Genomic DNA, 18,470 nt, shown 5'->3' with positions numbered 1-18,470 from the left:
ATAGCCGGAAACGACGCCGACTAAAAGCAGGGACGTTGTGGAAATAAATGTTGGGCGGCGGACGCCGCTGCCGATTGACGAACACCTAACGACCATTACGGAGACACTGCGGACAGCGGGACGTTTGATCATTCAGGCGGCTCCCGGCGCAGGGAAAACCACCCGTGTCCCTCTGACGTTGTTGGCTTCGGGCGTAGCCGGAGGCGAGGTTGTTGTGGTCGTCCCACGTCGGCTGGCGGCTCGTATGGCGGCGCGCTACGTGGCGCGGGAAATGGGTGAGAGGCTTGGCGGAGTGGTCGGCTACACCGTCCGCTTCGATGACCGGACAAGCGCCGCAACGCGCCTGCGTTTCGTGACTGACGGCGTTCTCACGCGCCGTCTGCTGGGCGATCCGACGTTGCAGGGCGTGGGCGTCGTCGTTATTGACGAGTTTCATGAACGTCGTCTGACGACGGACATCGCTTTGGCGCGCGTCCGCGACCTCCAACGCCGGGCGCGGCCCGACCTGAAACTGGTGGTGATGTCGGCGACACTCGACGCCGAACGGCTGTCCGCCTTTCTGGACGCCGCGCCGGTTGTGACCGTTCCGGGGAGGACGTTTCCGGTGAGGGTACGCTACGCCGCCTCGGACACCACTGCGCCGTTGGCTTCGCGCGTCGCCGCCGCCGTCGAGCAGTACGCTGCGGCCGGCCCCAACGGTGATATACTCGTCTTCTTACCTGGCGCGGCCGACATTCGCGCCTGTCTGCGCGCCTGCGCGCCAGCGGCCGCCCGCTACAATCTGGCGCTGCACGCCCTGCATGCGAGTCTGCCAGCAGACGAACAGGACGCCGCTGTTCGTCCGGGTGACCGCCGCAAAGTCGTCTTTGCGACGAACGTCGCAGAGTCATCCATTACGATTGACAATATCACCGTGGTGATTGATTCCGGCCTTGTCCGGCGCGTTGAGTACTCACCGTGGACCGGTTTGCCGCAAACAGCCGTCGGACGCATTGCGCAGTCGGCGGCGATTCAGCGCGCCGGCCGCGCCGGGCGGACTTGTCCGGGCGAGTGCCTGCGGCTGTACACCGAGGCGGATTTCAACCTGCGACCGGCGTTTGAGACGCCGGAAATTCACCGCGCCGATCTAGCCGAGACTGTCCTCGAACTGCGGGCGGCAGGTTACGCCGACGTCCGCGCCTTTCCGTGGTTTGAGCCGCCTGCACCGGAGGCGCTGGCCGCTGCCGAGACGCTGCTGCGGCGGTTGGGCGCGGTGGACGCCAGAGGCGTCACACCGCTGGGACGCGCAATGCTCGATTTACCGACATCGCCGCGCATGGCGCGGCTCATCGTGGAGGGTCGGCGGCGAGGCGTGTTGCGCGAAGCCTGCCGGGTCGCCGCCCTGCTTGATGAACGTGAAGTCCGCGCCGCGCCGTTGCAACAGAGCGACTACGGCCATTCCGACGTGCTAGCGCTGCTGGAGACATTTGAGTCCGCCGCCGACGCGACAACAGTTGGGCGGATTCAGCGCGTTGAGCAGCAACTGTTTGGGATTGCGCGGCGATTGACCGGCGACATTCGGGCGGCCGACGAGGACGACCGCGACGCCGCTTTGGGGAAGGCGCTGCTGGCGGCGTTTCCCGACCGTGTTGGTCGTCTGCGAAGGCGCACGCAGGGGACGTGGGAGGTTGTGCTGGGAAGCGGCGGCCGCGCGGAACTCGCGCCGACGAGCGTGGTGGCGACGGAAGGGCTAGTTGTCGCACTAGACGCCGAAACACAGCCCGATGGGACGACGCTCGTCCGCCTTGCCGTACGCATCGAGCCGGATTGGTTGCTGGAGCTGTTTCTGGACGACATTGAGGAAACGGATACGCATGAACTCCGCGCGGATGGTCGCGTCGTCCGGCTGCGGCGGTTGCTCTACGACGGGGTAGTGATGGAGGAGCGCGCCCTGCCGACGGTGGACTCGGAAGCCGCTGCGCGAGTGCTGGTCGCCCGGCTACGCGCCGACGGTTGGCGCGCGTACGCCGATGTGGAAGCCGTTGAACAGCTCCGTGCGCGGCTGGCGTTCGCCGCCAAATACGCGCCGGAGGTCGAGTTGCCGACTTGCGACGACGCTGCCGTGTGGGCCGCTGTTGAACGACTCTGCGTTGGGTGCGCGACGCTTGACGAGGTGCGCCGAGCGGCGCGCACCAGTGATGTGACAGCGGCGTTGTTGGCGACACTGACGCCGCCGCAGCGTGCGGCGCTGGAGCGGCTTGCGCCAGAGACATTGCAACTGGGACGACGGCGCGTCCGCATTATGTATCCGCCTGACGGCAGCCCGCCCTATATCGCTGCGCCGATTCAGGACTTTTTCGGCTTGAAGACCACGCCGCGCATTGCTGACGGGCGCGTACCCCTGACGCTGCATCTGCTTGCGCCGAACCAGCGGCCGGTGCAGGTGACGACCGACTTGGAAAGTTTTTGGAAGCGGACGTACCGTGAGCTACGTCCGCAGCTTGCTCGTCGCTACCCAAAGCACGCCTTCCCAGAACAAGTCTGAACGCGGAAAGTGCGGTGGTGTTAGCACACGTTGGCGCTAGGTCAGCGACAACCAGTGGCTGAGCGACGGCACAGCACCCTCCTGCTTGGACGAGGAAAGTGCTCTTTCGCCACGCACAGGCTTGAAAGGCGCTGTCGCTGGAGCATCTGCGTCACCATGTTTGCCGTCGAACGCCCTAAAACCGCTTTGTGATCCGCACGTCGAAGCCGAAGTTTCCGCGTTGGTCGCGCAAACCGATAATCGAGAGGTTGTTGCGCAGGCGATACTCAATCAGAATGATTTGCTCCTCGGCCGTCGCCAGATTAGTTGAAAAGGTCACACTCAGGTCTTTGGTAATGCGCCGCCCGACAGTCAACCGCGCCGTCGGGTCGCCGCCGCGCCCAACAAGTAAGGGATCAATCTGAAACCGATTGATGCCGAACAGTCGTCCGGTCTGCTCTTCAATACGCTCCGTCAAAAGCTCGGAAAGTAGCGTCGTCGCGGCGCTCACATTCGCCTGCTGGGCGGCGGTCGGCGTATTGGCAATGTTCGGCGGCGGCAACCGCCCGGTCGCCAACAAGGACAGGATGCTCGACTGCGGCAGGTTGGGTTCGGAGCGCAAAACCGGGTTGAAGTTGTCGGCCGTGCCAGTCAGCCCGACGATGATGCGGTAACCCTGGATGGTCGCTTCAGCCTGAATGTCGTAAAACGTCCCGCCGGTCGGCCCTTCGGGAATGGACACCACCCCGCGTGTTACTTCAAAGCGGTCGTTGCGAAACTCCAATTGCCCGCGCGTGATGAGAATGCGCCCGGAAACGTCGGGGTCGTCCAGCGAGCCGCTCAGACGCAACGACGCCGACCCGACAACATCCGCAATGTTGTTCCGAATGAACAGCGTATCCGGCGCTTCAACACGCACGTCAAGCGTCGTAAAGGTCCGGCGCTTGCCGCGCGTCTGCAGCGAAGCGCCGATGCCGCCCAACCCAATGAACTGCGTTTGCACCAACGTCGCCAGATCGGTGTTGGTCGTGTACTCGGCGCGCTTGATGCGCACCACACCGCTCAACACCTGCAACGACCGATTCCCCTGCAACACCAGATCACCATCCGCCAGCGACCGAATATCACGGGGGTATTTCACACGAATGTTTTCGGCGCGAAGGCCAAAGCGCCACCGAACATCGGTCAGCCGTTCAAAGATCGCACCGCCTGTGACTTCGATCTTTCCACCGCCCGCGTCGGCCGTCAGCGCCTCAATTTGGGCGCGGTTGGCGTTGAACAAGATGCGGCCGCCGCCGTTTTCAAGCGCCACCGGCAATTCCGTGATGCGCAGGCCGAAGTCGTCAATGTCGGCGTAGCCGGCCAGACGCGGATTCAACAGGCTGCCGGCGATCTTAGCTTTGATGGTCAGCAACCCGCGCGAGGTGACACGTTTAGAAAACGCCCGCAGGAGTTTCAGGTCAATCCGGCCCTCCGCCGTCACCACGTCGCGTCCACCGGACAGTCCCAGGCGTCCCCCTAGCGTAAACGCCGTCGTGTCGCCCTTTTCGTCCTTGAGACGAAACTGTGTAAAATCCAGTGCCCGATCGCTGAGCAAGAACTGAAGCGGCCCGTCGTTGACCACAACGTAGTTGTCAACCGTCGCCCCCAGCTCGCCCAAGGGGATCACCAGACGCAGCGCCGAAAAGTCGCCGGTCAGCGTCAGTTGACTGGTCGTGAAGCCCCCTGTGTCCGTGACCGGATCCACCACGTAGAGCGGCCCGGACAACCGCAATCGTCCAGTGATTTCGCCGCCCAGGTTCTGCGGCCCGATGTCGAAAATCGCCAACACCGGCGTGAGCGGCGTCCGGTCAAAGTCGAATTGGCTTTCAACAAGAAACGCCGGTTCGCCGTCCGGGCTGAGGTATGTGACGGTTGCATCAGCGCGGTAGGGATAGTCGCGGTACCGCGCCGTCAGCGTCAGCGTCGCTTTTTCACCGGCGGCGTCACTGGCGGCGGCAAGGCATACGTCCTTGAACTCATCGCCGCCAATGGTCAGCTTGTCGCTGTCCAACCTGAGTTTGAAATCAAGGTGGTTGGACAGGACGCGGTTGATGGTCGAGGCGGAAGTCGCCTCCAGCCTGACGACGCCCGCCAACGGTAAGTCCGGCTGTCCGAACGCGCGAGCCAGCGTTAGGGCGTCAAGGCCGTCCGAACGCAGTGCGACGCTGTACGCGCCGTCCGCCGGATGATAGCTCCCCTGTCCAGTGACGACGCCGGATGGAAAGCGCGCTTCAAAACCCTCCAGCGCCAACCCGTCATCTTGAAACGACACTCGCGCTTCACCGCGTTTGAGATCGCCGAGCGGTGTTTTGACCATGGTGAGCGCCAGCGTCCCGTTGCCTCGAACCCGTTCAATGGCTTTTGTCCAGTCACGGATTGCCAGGCCGGCCTGTAGCGTCCGCAGTGTGGGCAAGCCGGTTAGATGAAAATCACCGTCGGCGCGTCCGCCCCATGCCATCAGTTGTTCGCCAAGCGCCTTTGTCGCTGGAATGGAGCAGGCAATGGCTCCAAGCGAGGCCAACTTGAGTTCGTAGGCGTTGCATTTGACCTGTGTTGGCCGGTCGTCCGTCCAGCCGCCGTCAAAAGCCGCAACCAAGCATCCGCCATCGGGCTGAATCAGCGACGCTTCCATCACGGCCAACCTCGTCGGTGAAGCTTCAAACTGGACAGCGGCGCGTCCGATGCACTGGTTGTTGACACGAATCTCACTGACGCTTGCCGTTCCGGCGGCGGCAAGCGCTGACGGCCTGCCCGTCACTGTGGCTGTGATGTCTCCAGCCCCTCGCAGTTCCAGTTTGGCGTCGGCTGTTTGGGTCGTTAGGGCCGGAATCTTGAACCCCAGACGCCGGGCCAGGGTTTGCACCTCGTACAATTCAGGCGTGTGGTAATCGAGCCGGGCGTCCACCTCGCGCGTCCGCCACCGGTAGCGCCCGGAGGCTGTCAGCGTGCCAGTACCGATGCGGGCGACCAGCGCTTCAATCGTTATGACGCCCGGCGTTAGGGTTCCCCGCGCCTCGGTCGAGAGCGGCAAGTCATCCTGCGGCGTATCTTCGGCCGACGGTGCTTGTCCAGTGAATCGCACCTGCACCTGTCCGCCGACCTGTGCTGCGTCGAGGCCCGGCCAACTCAGGTCAGCCTGCACACTGCCGCGTCCAGTCAGCCCACGGGACGGGAGGCGCGCCAAATGGACAAGCTGGGCAACATCCAGCCCTTCCGCCGTGAGCTTGGCGGTCGAGCGGTCGCGCGTACCGGTCGGATAGGCAAGGCGCGTCCGTCCGCGCAGCCGGCCGCCGAGTGTCCGCGCCGTGAGGTCGGTGACATCCACAAACTCCGGTGAGACGGCGACGTGCGCACTGAAGCCATCGAGCGCATAGCCTCCAAAGACGATCCGCCCGGCTTTGACATCCGCCTCGGCGCGGGAGGGAAAGCCGTCAAACGGCGCCTCAAGTCGGTAGTCGGCGCTTAGCCCTGTCGCGGCGACGCCGAAGAACCGTCCGGCGAGCGGTTCGAGATTGCCCTCAAGGGTAAAGTGCTCCGTATCGCCGCTGAAGCGGGCCGGCATCTGGACGCGCCCGGCAAGCGGCAACCCTCCAAGCAAGCTTTGGCTGGTTTGCGTCAAGTCGAGCGTAAGATAAGCGTTCCCAGCGTAGCGTACCTGTTTGTCAGGCCAGCGAACTTCCCCAGCGGCCGTCAGTTCGCCCAACGGCGTCGTCACAACCAGCGACGTGATGTCGGCGGCGTCTTTTTTGACCTTGGCGGTCAGACGCACCCGTGCATCGCGCAGAGAGCGGGTTTCACCTTTGGCGTTGGTGACTTCCACGCCGCCTTGGTCAAAGCCGGCCGTCACCTGTAGGGTGCGTCCGTCGCCGGTGTAGCCGAACACCCCAACGTCGGCGACCTGCCCCCGTACGCCATACGTCGCCGCACCGATGCGCACTTTGCCGTCCCGGATGACGACTCGCCCGCCGTGGAACGTTTCATCCATCAGCGGTTCGTCCGGTTCCTGTGGGAGCGTTCGCTTTCGGCGCGGCATCCGAATCCGGGATAGATTGAAACCGCGCTCATCAAACACCAAGGTGAGCTTGGGGCGCTCAAGGGCGGTATGACGCAGCGTAAATCGTTGTCGCCACAGACTTTCAACAGCGATTTCCGCCGTCAGGCGGTCAGCCGTCAGAAACGGCTCGGCGTCGCCGGGTAGGAAGCAGGCGATGCGGACCGCTTCAACTGACATTGAGAACAGGTGAACATGCAACTCGCCGATGTCGGCACGAATGTCGGTTTGGCGTTCAAGTTCGGTGATAAGGGTGCGCCGCGCCCAGTCGTCAAGACCGCCGCGCGTCACCCAAACCGTCAGCGCTGTCAGCCCGCCGACGACCGCCAGCGCCAGTCCTAAACCCACCAAACGGAGCGTCTGTTCACGTCGAGCCATTCGTGATGACCGGCGCGGTTTTCGCCCGTGCTTTTCGCCGACTCACCAAAAGACGGCGAACAGTGTGGAGCGCCTCGGTTTGGGAGGGACGACTCTGCGGCCGTCCCCAAAAAATCGGCGCAACACTTTCCAAGGAGGCGTTCGTTATGACTTCACTGCCTCAACAGTGAAGTACGTCTTGGGCGTCAGCGTTTTCCGCGCCACCTTATCCGTAATGACCACTGTCACCTCGTAACTTCCGGGTTCGATGTCCGTCAACGGAATGAGTCGCCCTAAAACGATCTGTTGCCCATAGCCGCTCAGGTCGGAAATGCCGTTTTTACCGTCCTCGCGGATGCGCCGTACGACTTGGCCGGTCTTGGTGTTGGTGATGACATATTCGGCTTCAATCGCCGGACGCAGTGAAGCTTGGTCAATCTGGACGTTGTAAACCTGTATATAGACGCCTAGGTTCTGGTTTTGCTTAAACCGCTGCGTCACGCTCGGCCGAACTTTGTTGGCGCCGATGATGAACTGACTGCCGGAAACGCGCGTCACCGGCTCAATGAGATCGGCCAAAATGAGTGAACTGGTCGAGAGGGCTTCCGGCGAATAGCGCGGCACTTCAAAACCCTGCCGAACGATGCCCGTGTGGCCACTCGTCACATCGCGGACGACGAAATCAATCTTGTAGTTGCCCGGCGGCAAAATCAGGCTCTTTTGGTAAACCGAGTTGAGCTTGCGCCCCACCTCAAACTGCGACTGCTGGTAGGTGATGATGGGCGCTTCCTCGAAGATCCCGACCCGCTTGCCGGTCAGCGCCGAAACGCGCGCGTAAATGTTGAGCTGCGCCTTCTGAATGCCGCCTTCGTCCTTGAAGCCCAGATCGCTGTTGTTGAACATTAGGGTGAAGGTCGTCACGATGGCCGACTCGCCGGCGCGCAGGAAGTCGGTTCGCACCTCGAACGGCAGCACATCAAACTCAACCTGCTGGTCCACTTTTTCGGCGAGCTGCCGATAGCGCACGCTTGGGGCGCGCTGCAGATTGGTGAGAATCGCCAACCGTTCAAACGGCAGGTCTTGCGTCCGCATCGGATATAGGGGGTTGTTGCCGTTCCGGTTGCCGGGGCTGAAGAAGGGGCGATCCACTTTGGAGGCCAGACCAAGCTGCTCAGCAAGCGTCAGGCCGGCGTTCGGTACAAACAGCAGGGCGTCTTTTTCGTCAGCGTTGCGGGCGATGCGATACTCGCCGCTGCCGGTCGGGTCTACGAACTCGATTTCAATGCCCGACCCGACACCCTCCAAGTAGCGGTAAAACCAAATCTCAAACGGGTAGGTCGAAGTCGTCCCGCCGCCTTCATAGATGGGACGTTCGTAGGGACCGCCCGCCGGACGGGATTCAATGCTGTCTGGCGGCCCCCAAGTGATGTAAATGCGTCCACGGTCGGTTTTCCAACCGGGAATGCCAGATGTGAACTTCTCGTTCGCATAGGCGATGCGCCGGTAGTATTCCTCGCGGTACTCGTTTTCCGGCGTATCTGGATCGGGATCGCGGCGCAGCCAGAACTGTTCGATGAACTCCTCGCGCTCCTCATCGGTCTGGAGCTTCTTGAAGGCGGCGCGTTCTTCAGGCGTGATGATGTAATCCACGTCTTCATTGACCCACCGCTCATAGATTTTGTCGAGTTCAATCTTGCGCTGCTTTTTTTTCTTGGCGGGAGCGTCATCCTGCGCGTACGTCGCCAACGGCGTCAGCGCCGTCGCCAATCCAAGGCCGACCGCCAAACCCACGCGGCAAAGGCAGCACATCTTTGCGATGAACATAAGCCGCTAAACCTCCTCGACCATATCCTAGCTCGCAAGAAAACCGGCGATGTGCCGTCCCGGCGGGACGTTCGCGTTCAGCCGAGCGAACGAAATGCGTTTTCACGGAAAATACTTTACCGGGCGCGTGTCACCTCAATGTTCGAGCAAAGCGGATTTGCTTTTCCGTTACCACGACGAACTGGTTTACAGTGGTCTCCATAAGCTTTAAGCAATCGGCGAAGAGCGGCTATCTTGCTCACTGCTCATTCGTTTTCAAGACGCAGTGAAATCGCGCCGTTATGCGAACGGCGCTCTCGATTTCCCTTCTACGTCTTGCTGCTCAAGTTGAGCTTAGGTAGGGAAGTTAGCAACTCGCTGTTGTTGCTGCAAGCCGCCGCCGACCAAGTAGGGGTGGAAACAATGTGCGGCGGCGTCATGCCGCGCCCACCGGCGTTGTCGCCGCCGATGTGCGTCGGCGCAAAATTGGCGACACAACGGCGAAAATCAAACCGCCGAGCGCCGTCGTCACCACACAGAGCAGCATCGCCTGCCGCAGCGCTTCGGTCATGACGGACGGCGGCGCGCTCTCGCCGGCCATAACATCTGACAAAAAGCCCACAATGACCGGCGATGGCATATCTCCCAAGATATGAATGGCGAACATGTAGAAGCCAATCGCCGCCGACCGCAGAGACGAAGGCACAAGATCAGTCACGATGGCTGCAACCGGCCCGTGGTAGAAGCTCATAAAAAAAGTGGCAATGAAACCGGCGAGAATAAACTGATTCAAGGTCGGCGCATACAGTCCCCAGTAAAGGAACGGCGCGCCGAGCAGAAACGCGCCGGCCATCGTGAGGGCGCGTCCGGCGGCGAATCGTTGCTGAAGCCAGTCAGCGACGACGCCCCCCGTGATGACGCCGAAAAACGCAGCGACGACGATAGGTGTCAATCGAATCGCCGCTTTGGACGAATCAACGCCGTAAATTTCCGTGACTAACTTCGGCAGAAAGTGAACGAGCGCCCCAGCGGCGAATGTGACGCTAGCGGCTCCGGCGATGACCAGCCACAACGACCTGATGTGCAGCAACTGCGCCATATCGGCCCAGTGGAGCGGCGTCAATGTATGGCTGCGGGATGGTTCACGAAACAACCAAACGATCACGGTGAGCGCCAGACCCGGCAAACCGACGACCAGAAAACAAGCGCGCCAGCCGATTTTCTCACTGAGCACGCCGCCCAGCACCAACCCCAGCGCGGCACCGACAACCAATCCAAGGTTGAAAATGCTGATGACTTTTGCCCACATCCGCGCTGGGAACATGTCGCTCAGCAGCGAGGTTGCCGCCGGAGCGTAAGCGGCTTCGCCGACGCCAACCGCGCCACGTGCCAGCAACAGATGACTGTAGGAAGTCGCAAAACCAGCCGCCGCCGTCGCCAGACTCCAGAAGCCAACGCCGGCGGCGATGATTTTGCGGCGGGCGAAGCGGTCAGCGAGGACGCCCAACGGTACCGCCGCCAACGAGTGCACCAGCATAAACGCCGTCCCCAGAAAGCCGACGGCGGTATTGCTCAGGTTGAGTTCGTCCTGAATGGGCTTGAGCAGCGGGGGGATGATCTGGCGGTCAATGTAGTTGACCACCTGCACCAAGGTCAGAATGAGCAAAATGTACCAAGCGTAGCGCGACGCCGACGCCGAAGCGTCAGCGTCTTCTTCAGTTGCAGGCGCAACCAAGTCGGGCGCCGGGAAGTGACTCATAGGTTTATCAATGGGTCAACGTCACTTGAGAACCAGCGGCGGCATTAGGCTGTCGCCGCGCCGGCCTGCGCACAGTGTTTTTGCAGCGCGGCGCGGATGTCAGCAGCAATATCCGCTGCCGTGCGATGCTCAATCTGATAGCGTTCCAGCTTGAAGACCACCTCGCCGTCCTTGAGCAGCCAAACAGAAGGCGACGATGGGGCGAAGCCTTTGAAGTATTCACGGGCGCGCGCCGTAGCTTCTTTGTCCTGCCCAGCGAAAACGGTCGTGACGTGATCCGGCAGCACCGGGCTCGTCTTCAGCGCCTCAACGACGCCCGGCCGCGCCGCGCCGGCCGCACAGCCGCACACCGAGTTGACGACGACCAACACTGTTCCCGCTTTCTTGCCCAACACAGCGTCCACTTCTTCCGGCGTCCGCAGTTCTTTGACGCCGTGGTCAGTCAACTCCGCCCGCATCGCCTGGAGCGCGCGTTCCATGTCGTATCCGTACAACATCATTGGGGGTCGTCCTCCAGAGAGAAAAGAATCATAGGTAGGCCGGTGCGCCGACGCAAAGCCAGCGGACGCACCCGGCGGCAAGTCAAGGTAGCGTCACCCTAGCATGACGATGGGAAGTTCGTCGCCTTGTACCGCCGTTGCGATTCCTAGTATCGTCCGCTGGTATGCGTGTGGTGTTGGGGATTGAAACTTCCTGCGATGAAACGGCGGCGGCGGTCGTAGTGGATGGGCGGCAGGTGTTGTCGAATGTGATTGCTTCGCAAGTCGCGGCGCATCAAGCATACGGTGGCGTCGTGCCGGAAATCGCCTCGCGGCAACACCTGGAAGCCATTGCCGATGTCGCTGCGCGCGCCGTCGCCGTTCTCCCCAACGGCTTCCGCGACATCGAGGGTGTCGCTGTCACCTATGGCCCCGGCCTGGTTGGAGCATTGCTGGTCGGGCTGTCGTACGCCAAGGCGCTGGCGCTGACGTTGAATGCACCTTTCATCGGGGTGCATCACATTGAAGGTCACGTGTTTTCAACGGTGTTCGAGTATGGCGACTGGGAGTATCCGGCGCTGGCGCTAATTGTTTCAGGCGGGCACACCGACCTTTTTCACATCCCTGCCCCCCTGACTTACGAACGGCTTGGGCACACCCGCGACGACGCCGCCGGCGAGGCCTACGACAAAACCGCTCGCCGCCTTGGTTTGGGCTATCCCGGCGGACCCATCCTTGACCAACTGGCGCAGACTGGACGGCCTGAACGTGCGCCCTTAGTGTACCGCCCGCCGTTCATCCCAGAAGCGCCGTATGATTTTTCGTTCAGTGGTCTGAAGACCGCCGTCCTACGCTACATCCGCGAGCGACAGGTTACGCCGCTGCCGGAAGGCCTCAGCCGGGACGAGGTGTTGTCTCAAGCGTCGGAGGCAATCCGCAACTTGGCGGCGAGTTTTCAGCAGGCCGTAGTTGATACGCTTATCAGCGTCTTGGAGCGGGCTATCGAAGCCTACCGCCCGCGTCTGGTCGTCACCGGCGGCGGCGTGGTGTGCAACTCGGCGCTCCGACGCGCTTTGCAGGAACTCTCGCAGAGGCAAGGTGTTGAGATTCGCGTCCCGCATCCGAAATACACCACCGACAACGCTGCGATGATCGCCGCCGTCGGTTATGCGCGCCTGATGCGGGGTGAGCGCCACGACTGGTCGCTGGAGCCGATGCCGTCCATGCGACTTGGTTGCTCTCCTGCCGGGCGTTTGCCTGCTGAACGGGCTTGATATGACGCGATGTGAAGCGCCCGTCTCCGCCGCGCACGCGCCTTCCCGGACACTGCTCGCGTGGGGTTTGCTCATTGGTCTGCTTGGGTGGATGAGCTTCGGACAAACGCTCAGCCACGGTTATGTGATTGACGATGTAGGGATTGTGCAAAACAACCCCAATGCAGCGGCGACCGCCAATCTACGACTCATTTTCAAAAAGCACTACTGGCAGGACGTTCAAGCAGCGGAACGGGAGAACAGAAACTTCCACTACCGCCCGCTGGCGATTGCTTCTTATGCGCTCGTGGCACGTCTGTCGAGCGGTGACGTCCGGTGGCAACATTTGGTCAACATCGCTTTACACATCCTCGTCGCTTGGCTGGTTCTGCTCGCAGTGTACGTTTGGCTTCGGGACGTTCTCGTCGCCGGACTGACCGGGCTGTGCTTCGTCGTGCATCCACTGCACATTGAGGCTGTCGCCATGATTGTCGGCCGTGCGGAGATGCTTGCGGCGCTGGGCGTGCTAAGCGCCTTGGTTCTTGCCTTGACCCCGCTTGGTTCTCGGCCGCCGTACCTAGGATGGGGGGCATGGCTTGCCGCCGGTACTGCCGGACTGTGTCTCTTGAGTGGTTGGCTGGCCAAGGAGTCCGCCGTTCTCTTTTTTCCGCTCTGGATGCTGACGACGTGGGCGAACGCTCACGGTATCGGTCGGCTCAAGCTGCGCGCTTGGGTTGCAACTGTCTGGCGCGTCGGCGTCGCCTGTGGCGTTGCTACGCTCTTGTTTTGGGGACTGCACCGGTCGGTTCGGCTCGGCGTACCTCTCGCCCCGATTGACTTCCCAATGAATCCACTGTCCTACGCGAGTCCGGCGGAACGCTGGGCGACCGGCGTCGTGCTGCTGATGAAGTACGTCGCCATGCACCTGTGGCCATTCCCGCTGCAAGTGGACTATTCCTTCAATAGCATCCCCGTCGTGACTGATTGGCGCGACAGTCGCTTGTGGGGCGCGCTCGCAGGACTGACAGGCACTGGGGCGCTGCTCTGGACGGCTTACCGCTTCCAGTCTCCAGCCTGGGTTGGGCTGGCGTTTCTTCTAACCGGCGCAGCCGCGTTTTCACATTTCATCCGACCGCTTGGCTTTGTCTTCGCCGAGCGTGTGATGTACTTGCCCAGCATCGGCTACTGTCTGGCGGTTGCGGCTGGGTTTCGCGCTGCTTGGGAGGCTGCGCCGCGCGCTGCGTTACGCTGGTTGCTGGCGGGAGTTATGGGATTGCTGATTGGCGGCGCAGCTTGGCGAACCCGGCAGGAAGTTCCTTTTTACCGTGACACCCGGACGGCGCTGGCGCGCTCGCTGGCGACCGGCAATCAGCAGAGCGTCTGGCTGTGGCATGCCTACGGGACGGAGTTGCTCAACGCCGGCCGCCCTGCTGAAGCGGCGGCGGCGTTTGAACGCGCGTACGCAATTTTACCGCTTGCCGAAGTGTGCGCTGTTCGGGCGAAGGCCTATTTTGCGCTTGGTCAGCGTGAATCGGCGCTGGCGCTGGCGCACGAAGCCGTTCGGCGTGATGCGACCTGGATGCCGTACCGGGAACTGTACGGCGTGCTGCTGTTTGAAAGCGGACGACTCGACGAAGCCGCCGCCCAGTTTGAAGCCGCGCTGACACTTTCGCCCGGCGACGCCAAGTTGCACGCCCAAATGGCCGTCATCCGGCGGCGGCAGGGACGCACGGCTGATGCAATCCAGCACTACACCCTAGCCTTGCAAAGCAAACCGGATGAAGCCGTCTGGTGGGCGGCGCTGGGCGACCTGCAGGCGGAGGCGGGAAATGTTGGGCAAGCGCGGCTTTGTTACCGTAAAGTCCTCGATCTCAGTTCGGATGCGATGACGCGCCGCGAAGCGGAACGCAAACTGACGCAACTGGACGCGCATCGCCCAACTTCCACTCGCCCTTAGGACGGCTTCTCACTGCACCTGCATGGCCACCACCAACGACTCTTTTGCTGCAAACCTCATCCAAGGCATTCGGGCTGGACAACCGCGTGCCATCGCACGGGGCATTTCGTTGCTTGAAAACGACGCACCGGAAGCGACCGAGCTTCTCAAAAGCCTGTTTCCGCATACTGGCCGCGCAAAAGTCATCGGCCTGACCGGCGCCCCCGGCGCCGGCAAAAGCTCGCTGACCGATAAGCTGGCGCAGGTTTATGTCGCCCGCCGTCAGCGCGTCGGCGTCATCGCCGTTGACCCGTCGAGTCCGTTTTCAGGCGGCGCCATTCTGGGCGACCGCATCCGTATGCCTAAGCTGGCGACCCACCCCAATGTTTTCATCCGTAGCATGGCGACGCGCGGCAACTTGGGCGGACTGGCGCGCGCCACGACCGAGGCGGTTCTGCTGCTCGACGCCGCTGGCTATGACGTGGTGATTGTTGAAACCGTCGGCGTTGGGCAGGATGAAGTGGACATCGTCAAAGCCGCCGACGTGACGGTGGTTGTTGTCGTGCCGGGGATGGGCGACGACATTCAGTCCATCAAAGCTGGCATTATGGAAATCGGCGATGTCTTCGTCATCAACAAAGCCGACCGGGACGGCGTTGAGCGCACCCAGATGGAACTCGAAGCCCTGCTCGAACTCGCCGTCCGCCCTGACGGTTGGCAACCGCCGATCGTCCGCACAGTCGCTACAGCGACGCCACCGGTTGGTCTGGAAGACTTAGCGACAGCTGTTGAGCGTTATCTTGCCTTTGTGGCTGAACACCCCGACGTCCGAGACCAGCGCCGCCGGCGCGTTCTCGAACGGCGCATCCTTGAACTCATCCGCGACCGCATCCTGCATTACATCTGGCAGCGCGAACTCCGCGACGGTCAACTAGAGGACGCTCTACAACGCATCCAAAACCGCGAACTTGATCCCTACACGCTGGTGGACTACATCGTTCGGAAGTCACTCAAATAGTGCGCCTTGCCTAGAGGCTATGTGCTGCGCTGACGTGAAGGGGAGCGTTCCTGGGGATGCGACTTCTAGCTCCTCCGGCGCTTTGCACTCAGGCGAGTGGGGACGCCGCCCGTTGTGAGGGGACATTTTTTCGTCAGGAACATCCTCAATCGAAGTTGCGTCGGCCGCCACGCTGCGGCGCAGCTGTTCGTCACGCGAACTCAACCCGCACCGTTTCAAGCCGCGTCACCGGTTCGCCCAAGCACAGTGCGGCAACGCGGCGAAAACGCTCGCTTGCGTCGGTGACGCAAAATCGCGTGAACGGCCGGGCGTCAGGCGGCGCGCAAGCCGATCGCCTTTCAAGGACGGCGGCGACTTCCCGCGCGGCGCAGGCCCCTGAATCCACTAACGTCACGCTTTCGCCTACAGCCTGTCGGATGGCTTTCGTTAAAAGCGGGTAGTGCGTACAACCAAGCACCAGCGTATCCACCGCCGCTCGCCGCAGTGGCGCAAGGTATTCATCCGCCACCGTCGCCGTCACTGGATGCGTCGCCCAACCTTCCTCAACGAGCGGAACAAACAACGGGCAACTCTGAGCCACCACTTGGACGGTGGGTGCAATGGCTCGAATGGCGCGTGGATAGGCGGCGCTAGCGATGGTCGCCTCCGTCCCGATAACGCCTACCCGGCCATTGCGCGTCGCAGCCGCCGCCTCGCGCGCCCCCGGTTCAATGACACCGACGACCGGCACGGGACATTCGTTTTGTAATGAATCCAGCGCCAGCGACGACGCCGTATTGCAGGCAATGACGATGAGCTTGACGCCGCAGCGGAGCAAAAAGGCGGCGTCTTCATGGGCGTACCGGCGGACCGTCTCCGGTGAGCGCGTCCCATAGGGAATCCGCGCCGTATCGCCCAGATAGACAAACGACTCCTGCGGCAGGCGGGCGCGCAGAGCGCGGTACACCGTTAACCCGCCCACGCCGGAGTCAAAAATCCCAATCGGGCGCGCGTCACCCGACATCCTGCGTGGGTACAACCGTCACGACGACCTCACCGCCGATGTTAAAACGGTGCGTCCCTGGCAGCGGCTTAAGCGCCTGCGCCAGTTGGTCAACCAGTTCCGGCGTGATGTCTAGCACCAAGACGCCGCTGCCAGCGTCCTGAAAGCCAGCTGTGGCGGACGGACGGAACACAATCGTCTGTTTTGCACCCCAGATGAGAAACTCCCGGTCAAACTTGAGCCGCGCCGGAAACAGCTCGGCGAAGTCCGCCAACCCATCAGCATCAAGTTCAATCTCCACGCCGGAGCGCGGCGGATCCACTGGTCGCCATCGCGCCACTTCCACATATTCACCCTGCAATGACGACCCCTCCGCCGCAATGCCGTCGCGGATGCGCGCCGCAACATCCGCCCGGTCCGTGATCGAGGCCCGCTCCACGTCGGTAATCCACAGCGGGCAACTTTCTTCTAACAACTTCAGGATGCCGCGCGTGTTCCACCGCTTGGCCGCCTGTAGCTCGTCTTTTGTCAACCCAACAATCTGGAGGAAATGCAAACGACCGTTCGGCGTCTCGATGGGAGCTAACTCTGGATCATCTATGAAAGCGACAGCTGAAAGCAACGTCTGCGGCGCTTCCGGGGTGAGCGGCCCGCGCAAATCCATGTGATGGCCGGGGCGAAACGGATTGCCGGAGTTGAAAACGTACCGGGCGAGGTTGTTCAGGAAGGGGATGACCCACGTTGGTACGTTTTTGTCTTCGGCGGCGCGCGCTAGCCGAAATGTAAACTCAAACCCCCAACCGCTAATGTCCGGGGCACTGCCGGGTGTCTTAGCGTACAGCTCGCTCATCCCGAAGGAAATGCAGTGCCAATGCGGAATCGGCGTCTCGCGCTCGTAGAACGAAATGCCGTCAAGCGGGTCAGGACCGCCTACGCTGTAGCGCATAATCGTGCCGAAATGAATCGGCTCAGCGCCCGGATACAAGCGTTCAAGTGTTTCGCGGATGGCGTCAATGCCGTAATCCGCTGAAGAAGAGGGCGAACTCACAATGCGACGTTCCTTTCAATGCAAGCTGGATAATGTAGGCGTAGCAGTGCATCCACCTTACGCCGGGGGTGTAACATTTTCGTGACCCCAACCGCCACCGAGGCTACCGCCATGACAGATGGTATTCCTTCCACTCGACGGCGCGCGCCGCGTCCGTGACGTGGAGCGGACGGCGCGCGTCCAACATGACGGCGTACTCATCCGTATGCGTCTTACCAGGAGCCCAGCTTTTTTCGATGGCCTTTGGATGCGGCCCGTGGTGGACGCCATGCGGATGCAGCGTCAGCATACCGGGGGTGATGTTATCCCGGCTGAAAAAGTCGCCCGCGTGGTAGAAAAGCACTTCGTCGTAGTCAATGTTACGGTGGTAAAACGGTACGCGCTGCGCGCCGGGCGTCTCCTCCAACGGACGTGGGACAAAGGAACACACTACAAATCCCTCGCCGACCAATGTGACATGGACACTCGGCGGCAAATGTGCCCGATGACTCATCACCGGACAGAAATCGCCAATGTTGAGCGCCCACGGATAAAGCTCGCCTTTCCAGCCGGCGACATCTAAGGGATGGAACGGGTAGAAAAGGCGTGTAAGCCGCCCTTCCCGCCAAACCTGAACCTCATACTCTGAGGCAGTATACTCTGAGGCAGTCGCGGAGACCGGCAGCAGTTCAGGCGTCCGAATCGCCGTGGCGTCGTAGAGCGAGTATTGCCCCAGCAGGCCCCGCTCCGGCTGACGCAAGCGCGTCCCTACACTCTGAATGACGAGAAAAAAACACTCATCAGCGCAGGCGAAGCGGTAGGTTGTCCCGCGCGGAATCACAAGATAGTCGCCGACGCCAAAGTGTAACTGCCCGTAGTCGGTTTCAAGCACACCGCTACCGCGGTGCGTAAACCACAGCTCGTCGCCATCTGCATTGCGTTCAAAGTAGGGTGTTGCGCCGCGACGCCGGGCGACGCCAAGCTTGACATCTGTATTCTCCAGCAGCACAGTCGGCCGACTGTCGGCAGTTTCGGCTCGGTCGGCGTAAAACGCCTGCGGACGACATTCGCCTTCGATGCGCGTCCAACCAGTCGGGGGGCGGCGATGGTAAAGATGGGAAACAGGGCCGAAAAAGCCTTCGCGCCCATGCTGCTCCTCATACGTGCCGGCTGGGATGTCAACATGCGCTTGCTTAGTAATAAGACCTTTGGTTTGATACATTAGCATTGCTCCCGGTATCTTCGTCCGACGGATGCGGT

11 protein-coding genes are annotated in these 18,470 nt (G+C 61.7%); 4 read left to right on the top strand and 7 right to left on the bottom strand.

The window, feature by feature from the left end:
• Nucleotides 1-37: 37 nt before the first annotated feature.
• Complete coding sequence (gene hrpB / locus NZ585_00525) at nt 38-2,524, top strand: ATP-dependent helicase HrpB (protein MCS7078522.1); 2,487 nt, start codon at nt 38-40, stop codon at nt 2,522-2,524.
• A 175-nt stretch (nt 2,525-2,699) separates the two neighbouring features.
• Here hrpB and NZ585_00520 read toward each other — a convergent pair whose 3' ends face one another.
• The 4 genes from NZ585_00520 to NZ585_00505 all read right to left on the bottom strand — a co-directional run bounded on the left by NZ585_00520 (nt 2,700) and on the right by NZ585_00505 (nt 11,015).
• The gene (locus NZ585_00520; GenBank protein ID MCS7078521.1) at nt 2,700-6,974 is read right to left on the bottom strand and encodes a translocation/assembly module TamB domain-containing protein; all 4,275 of its coding nucleotides are present in this window, start codon (nt 6,972-6,974) and stop codon (nt 2,700-2,702) included.
• Nucleotides 6,975-7,118: 144 nt separating this feature from the next.
• Nucleotides 7,119-8,777, bottom strand: coding sequence for a GWxTD domain-containing protein (locus NZ585_00515; protein MCS7078520.1), 1,659 nt, complete (start codon nt 8,775-8,777; stop codon nt 7,119-7,121).
• A gap of 415 nt (nt 8,778-9,192) precedes the next feature.
• A complete protein-coding gene (locus tag NZ585_00510; GenBank protein MCS7078519.1) occupies nt 9,193-10,515 on the bottom strand; it encodes an MFS transporter in 1,323 nt (440 codons plus the stop codon).
• Nucleotides 10,516-10,559: 44 nt separating this feature from the next.
• Entirely contained in the window at nt 10,560-11,015 is a 456-nt protein-coding gene (locus NZ585_00505) for a BrxA/BrxB family bacilliredoxin (protein ID MCS7078518.1), read from the bottom strand.
• 164 nt (nt 11,016-11,179) lie between these two features.
• Between NZ585_00505 and tsaD the strand changes: the two genes are divergently transcribed.
• Genes tsaD through meaB form a run of 3 tightly spaced genes read left to right on the top strand, consistent with a single transcriptional unit; the run spans nt 11,180 to nt 15,201 of the window.
• Nucleotides 11,180-12,268, top strand: coding sequence for a tRNA (adenosine(37)-N6)-threonylcarbamoyltransferase complex transferase subunit TsaD (gene tsaD / locus NZ585_00500; protein MCS7078517.1), 1,089 nt, complete (start codon nt 11,180-11,182; stop codon nt 12,266-12,268).
• A 1-nt stretch (nt 12,269) separates the two neighbouring features.
• The gene (locus NZ585_00495) at nt 12,270-14,204 is read left to right on the top strand and encodes a tetratricopeptide repeat protein (protein ID MCS7078516.1); all 1,935 of its coding nucleotides are present in this window, start codon (nt 12,270-12,272) and stop codon (nt 14,202-14,204) included.
• 22 nt (nt 14,205-14,226) lie between these two features.
• Nucleotides 14,227-15,201 (top strand): methylmalonyl Co-A mutase-associated GTPase MeaB, encoded by a 975-nt coding sequence (meaB, locus tag NZ585_00490; protein MCS7078515.1) that lies wholly within the window; start codon nt 14,227-14,229, stop codon nt 15,199-15,201.
• A gap of 190 nt (nt 15,202-15,391) precedes the next feature.
• On the opposite strand, the gene murI is transcribed toward meaB, so the two are convergent.
• The 3 genes from murI to NZ585_00475 all read right to left on the bottom strand — a co-directional run bounded on the left by murI (nt 15,392) and on the right by NZ585_00475 (nt 18,432).
• Nucleotides 15,392-16,204: a glutamate racemase gene (murI, locus tag NZ585_00485; GenBank protein MCS7078514.1), complete on the bottom strand. Its 813-nt coding sequence runs from the start codon at nt 16,202-16,204 to the stop codon at nt 15,392-15,394.
• Nucleotides 16,194-17,231: a suppressor of fused domain protein gene (locus NZ585_00480; protein MCS7078513.1), complete on the bottom strand. Its 1,038-nt coding sequence runs from the start codon at nt 17,229-17,231 to the stop codon at nt 16,194-16,196. Before NZ585_00480 ends, murI begins: the two co-directional genes overlap by 11 nt.
• 103 nt (nt 17,232-17,334) lie before the next feature.
• A complete protein-coding gene (locus NZ585_00475; protein ID MCS7078512.1) occupies nt 17,335-18,432 on the bottom strand; it encodes a homogentisate 1,2-dioxygenase in 1,098 nt (365 codons plus the stop codon).
• Nucleotides 18,433-18,470 lie beyond the last annotated feature (38 nt).

Source organism: Chloracidobacterium sp., assembly GCA_025057975.1.
Taxonomy (GTDB): domain Bacteria; phylum Acidobacteriota; class Blastocatellia; order Chloracidobacteriales; family Chloracidobacteriaceae; genus Chloracidobacterium.
Note: the sequence above shows the minus strand (reverse complement) of the source record. Positions and strands in the feature narration are given on the sequence as shown.

Coding starts and splice junctions, on each gene's coding strand:
- NZ585_00520 (MCS7078521.1), bottom strand. CDS start 6,974: ATGGCTCGACGTGAACAGACGCTCCGTTTGGTGGGTTTAGGACTGGCG.
- NZ585_00515 (MCS7078520.1), bottom strand. CDS start 8,777: ATGTTCATCGCAAAGATGTGCTGCCTTTGCCGCGTGGGTTTGGCGGTC.
- NZ585_00510 (MCS7078519.1), bottom strand. CDS start 10,515: ATGAGTCACTTCCCGGCGCCCGACTTGGTTGCGCCTGCAACTGAAGAA.
- NZ585_00505 (MCS7078518.1), bottom strand. CDS start 11,015: ATGATGTTGTACGGATACGACATGGAACGCGCGCTCCAGGCGATGCGG.
- tsaD (MCS7078517.1), top strand. CDS start 11,180: ATGCGTGTGGTGTTGGGGATTGAAACTTCCTGCGATGAAACGGCGGCG.
- NZ585_00495 (MCS7078516.1), top strand. CDS start 12,270: ATGACGCGATGTGAAGCGCCCGTCTCCGCCGCGCACGCGCCTTCCCGG.
- meaB (MCS7078515.1), top strand. CDS start 14,227: ATGGCCACCACCAACGACTCTTTTGCTGCAAACCTCATCCAAGGCATT.
- murI (MCS7078514.1), bottom strand. CDS start 16,204: ATGTCGGGTGACGCGCGCCCGATTGGGATTTTTGACTCCGGCGTGGGC.
- NZ585_00475 (MCS7078512.1), bottom strand. CDS start 18,432: ATGTATCAAACCAAAGGTCTTATTACTAAGCAAGCGCATGTTGACATC.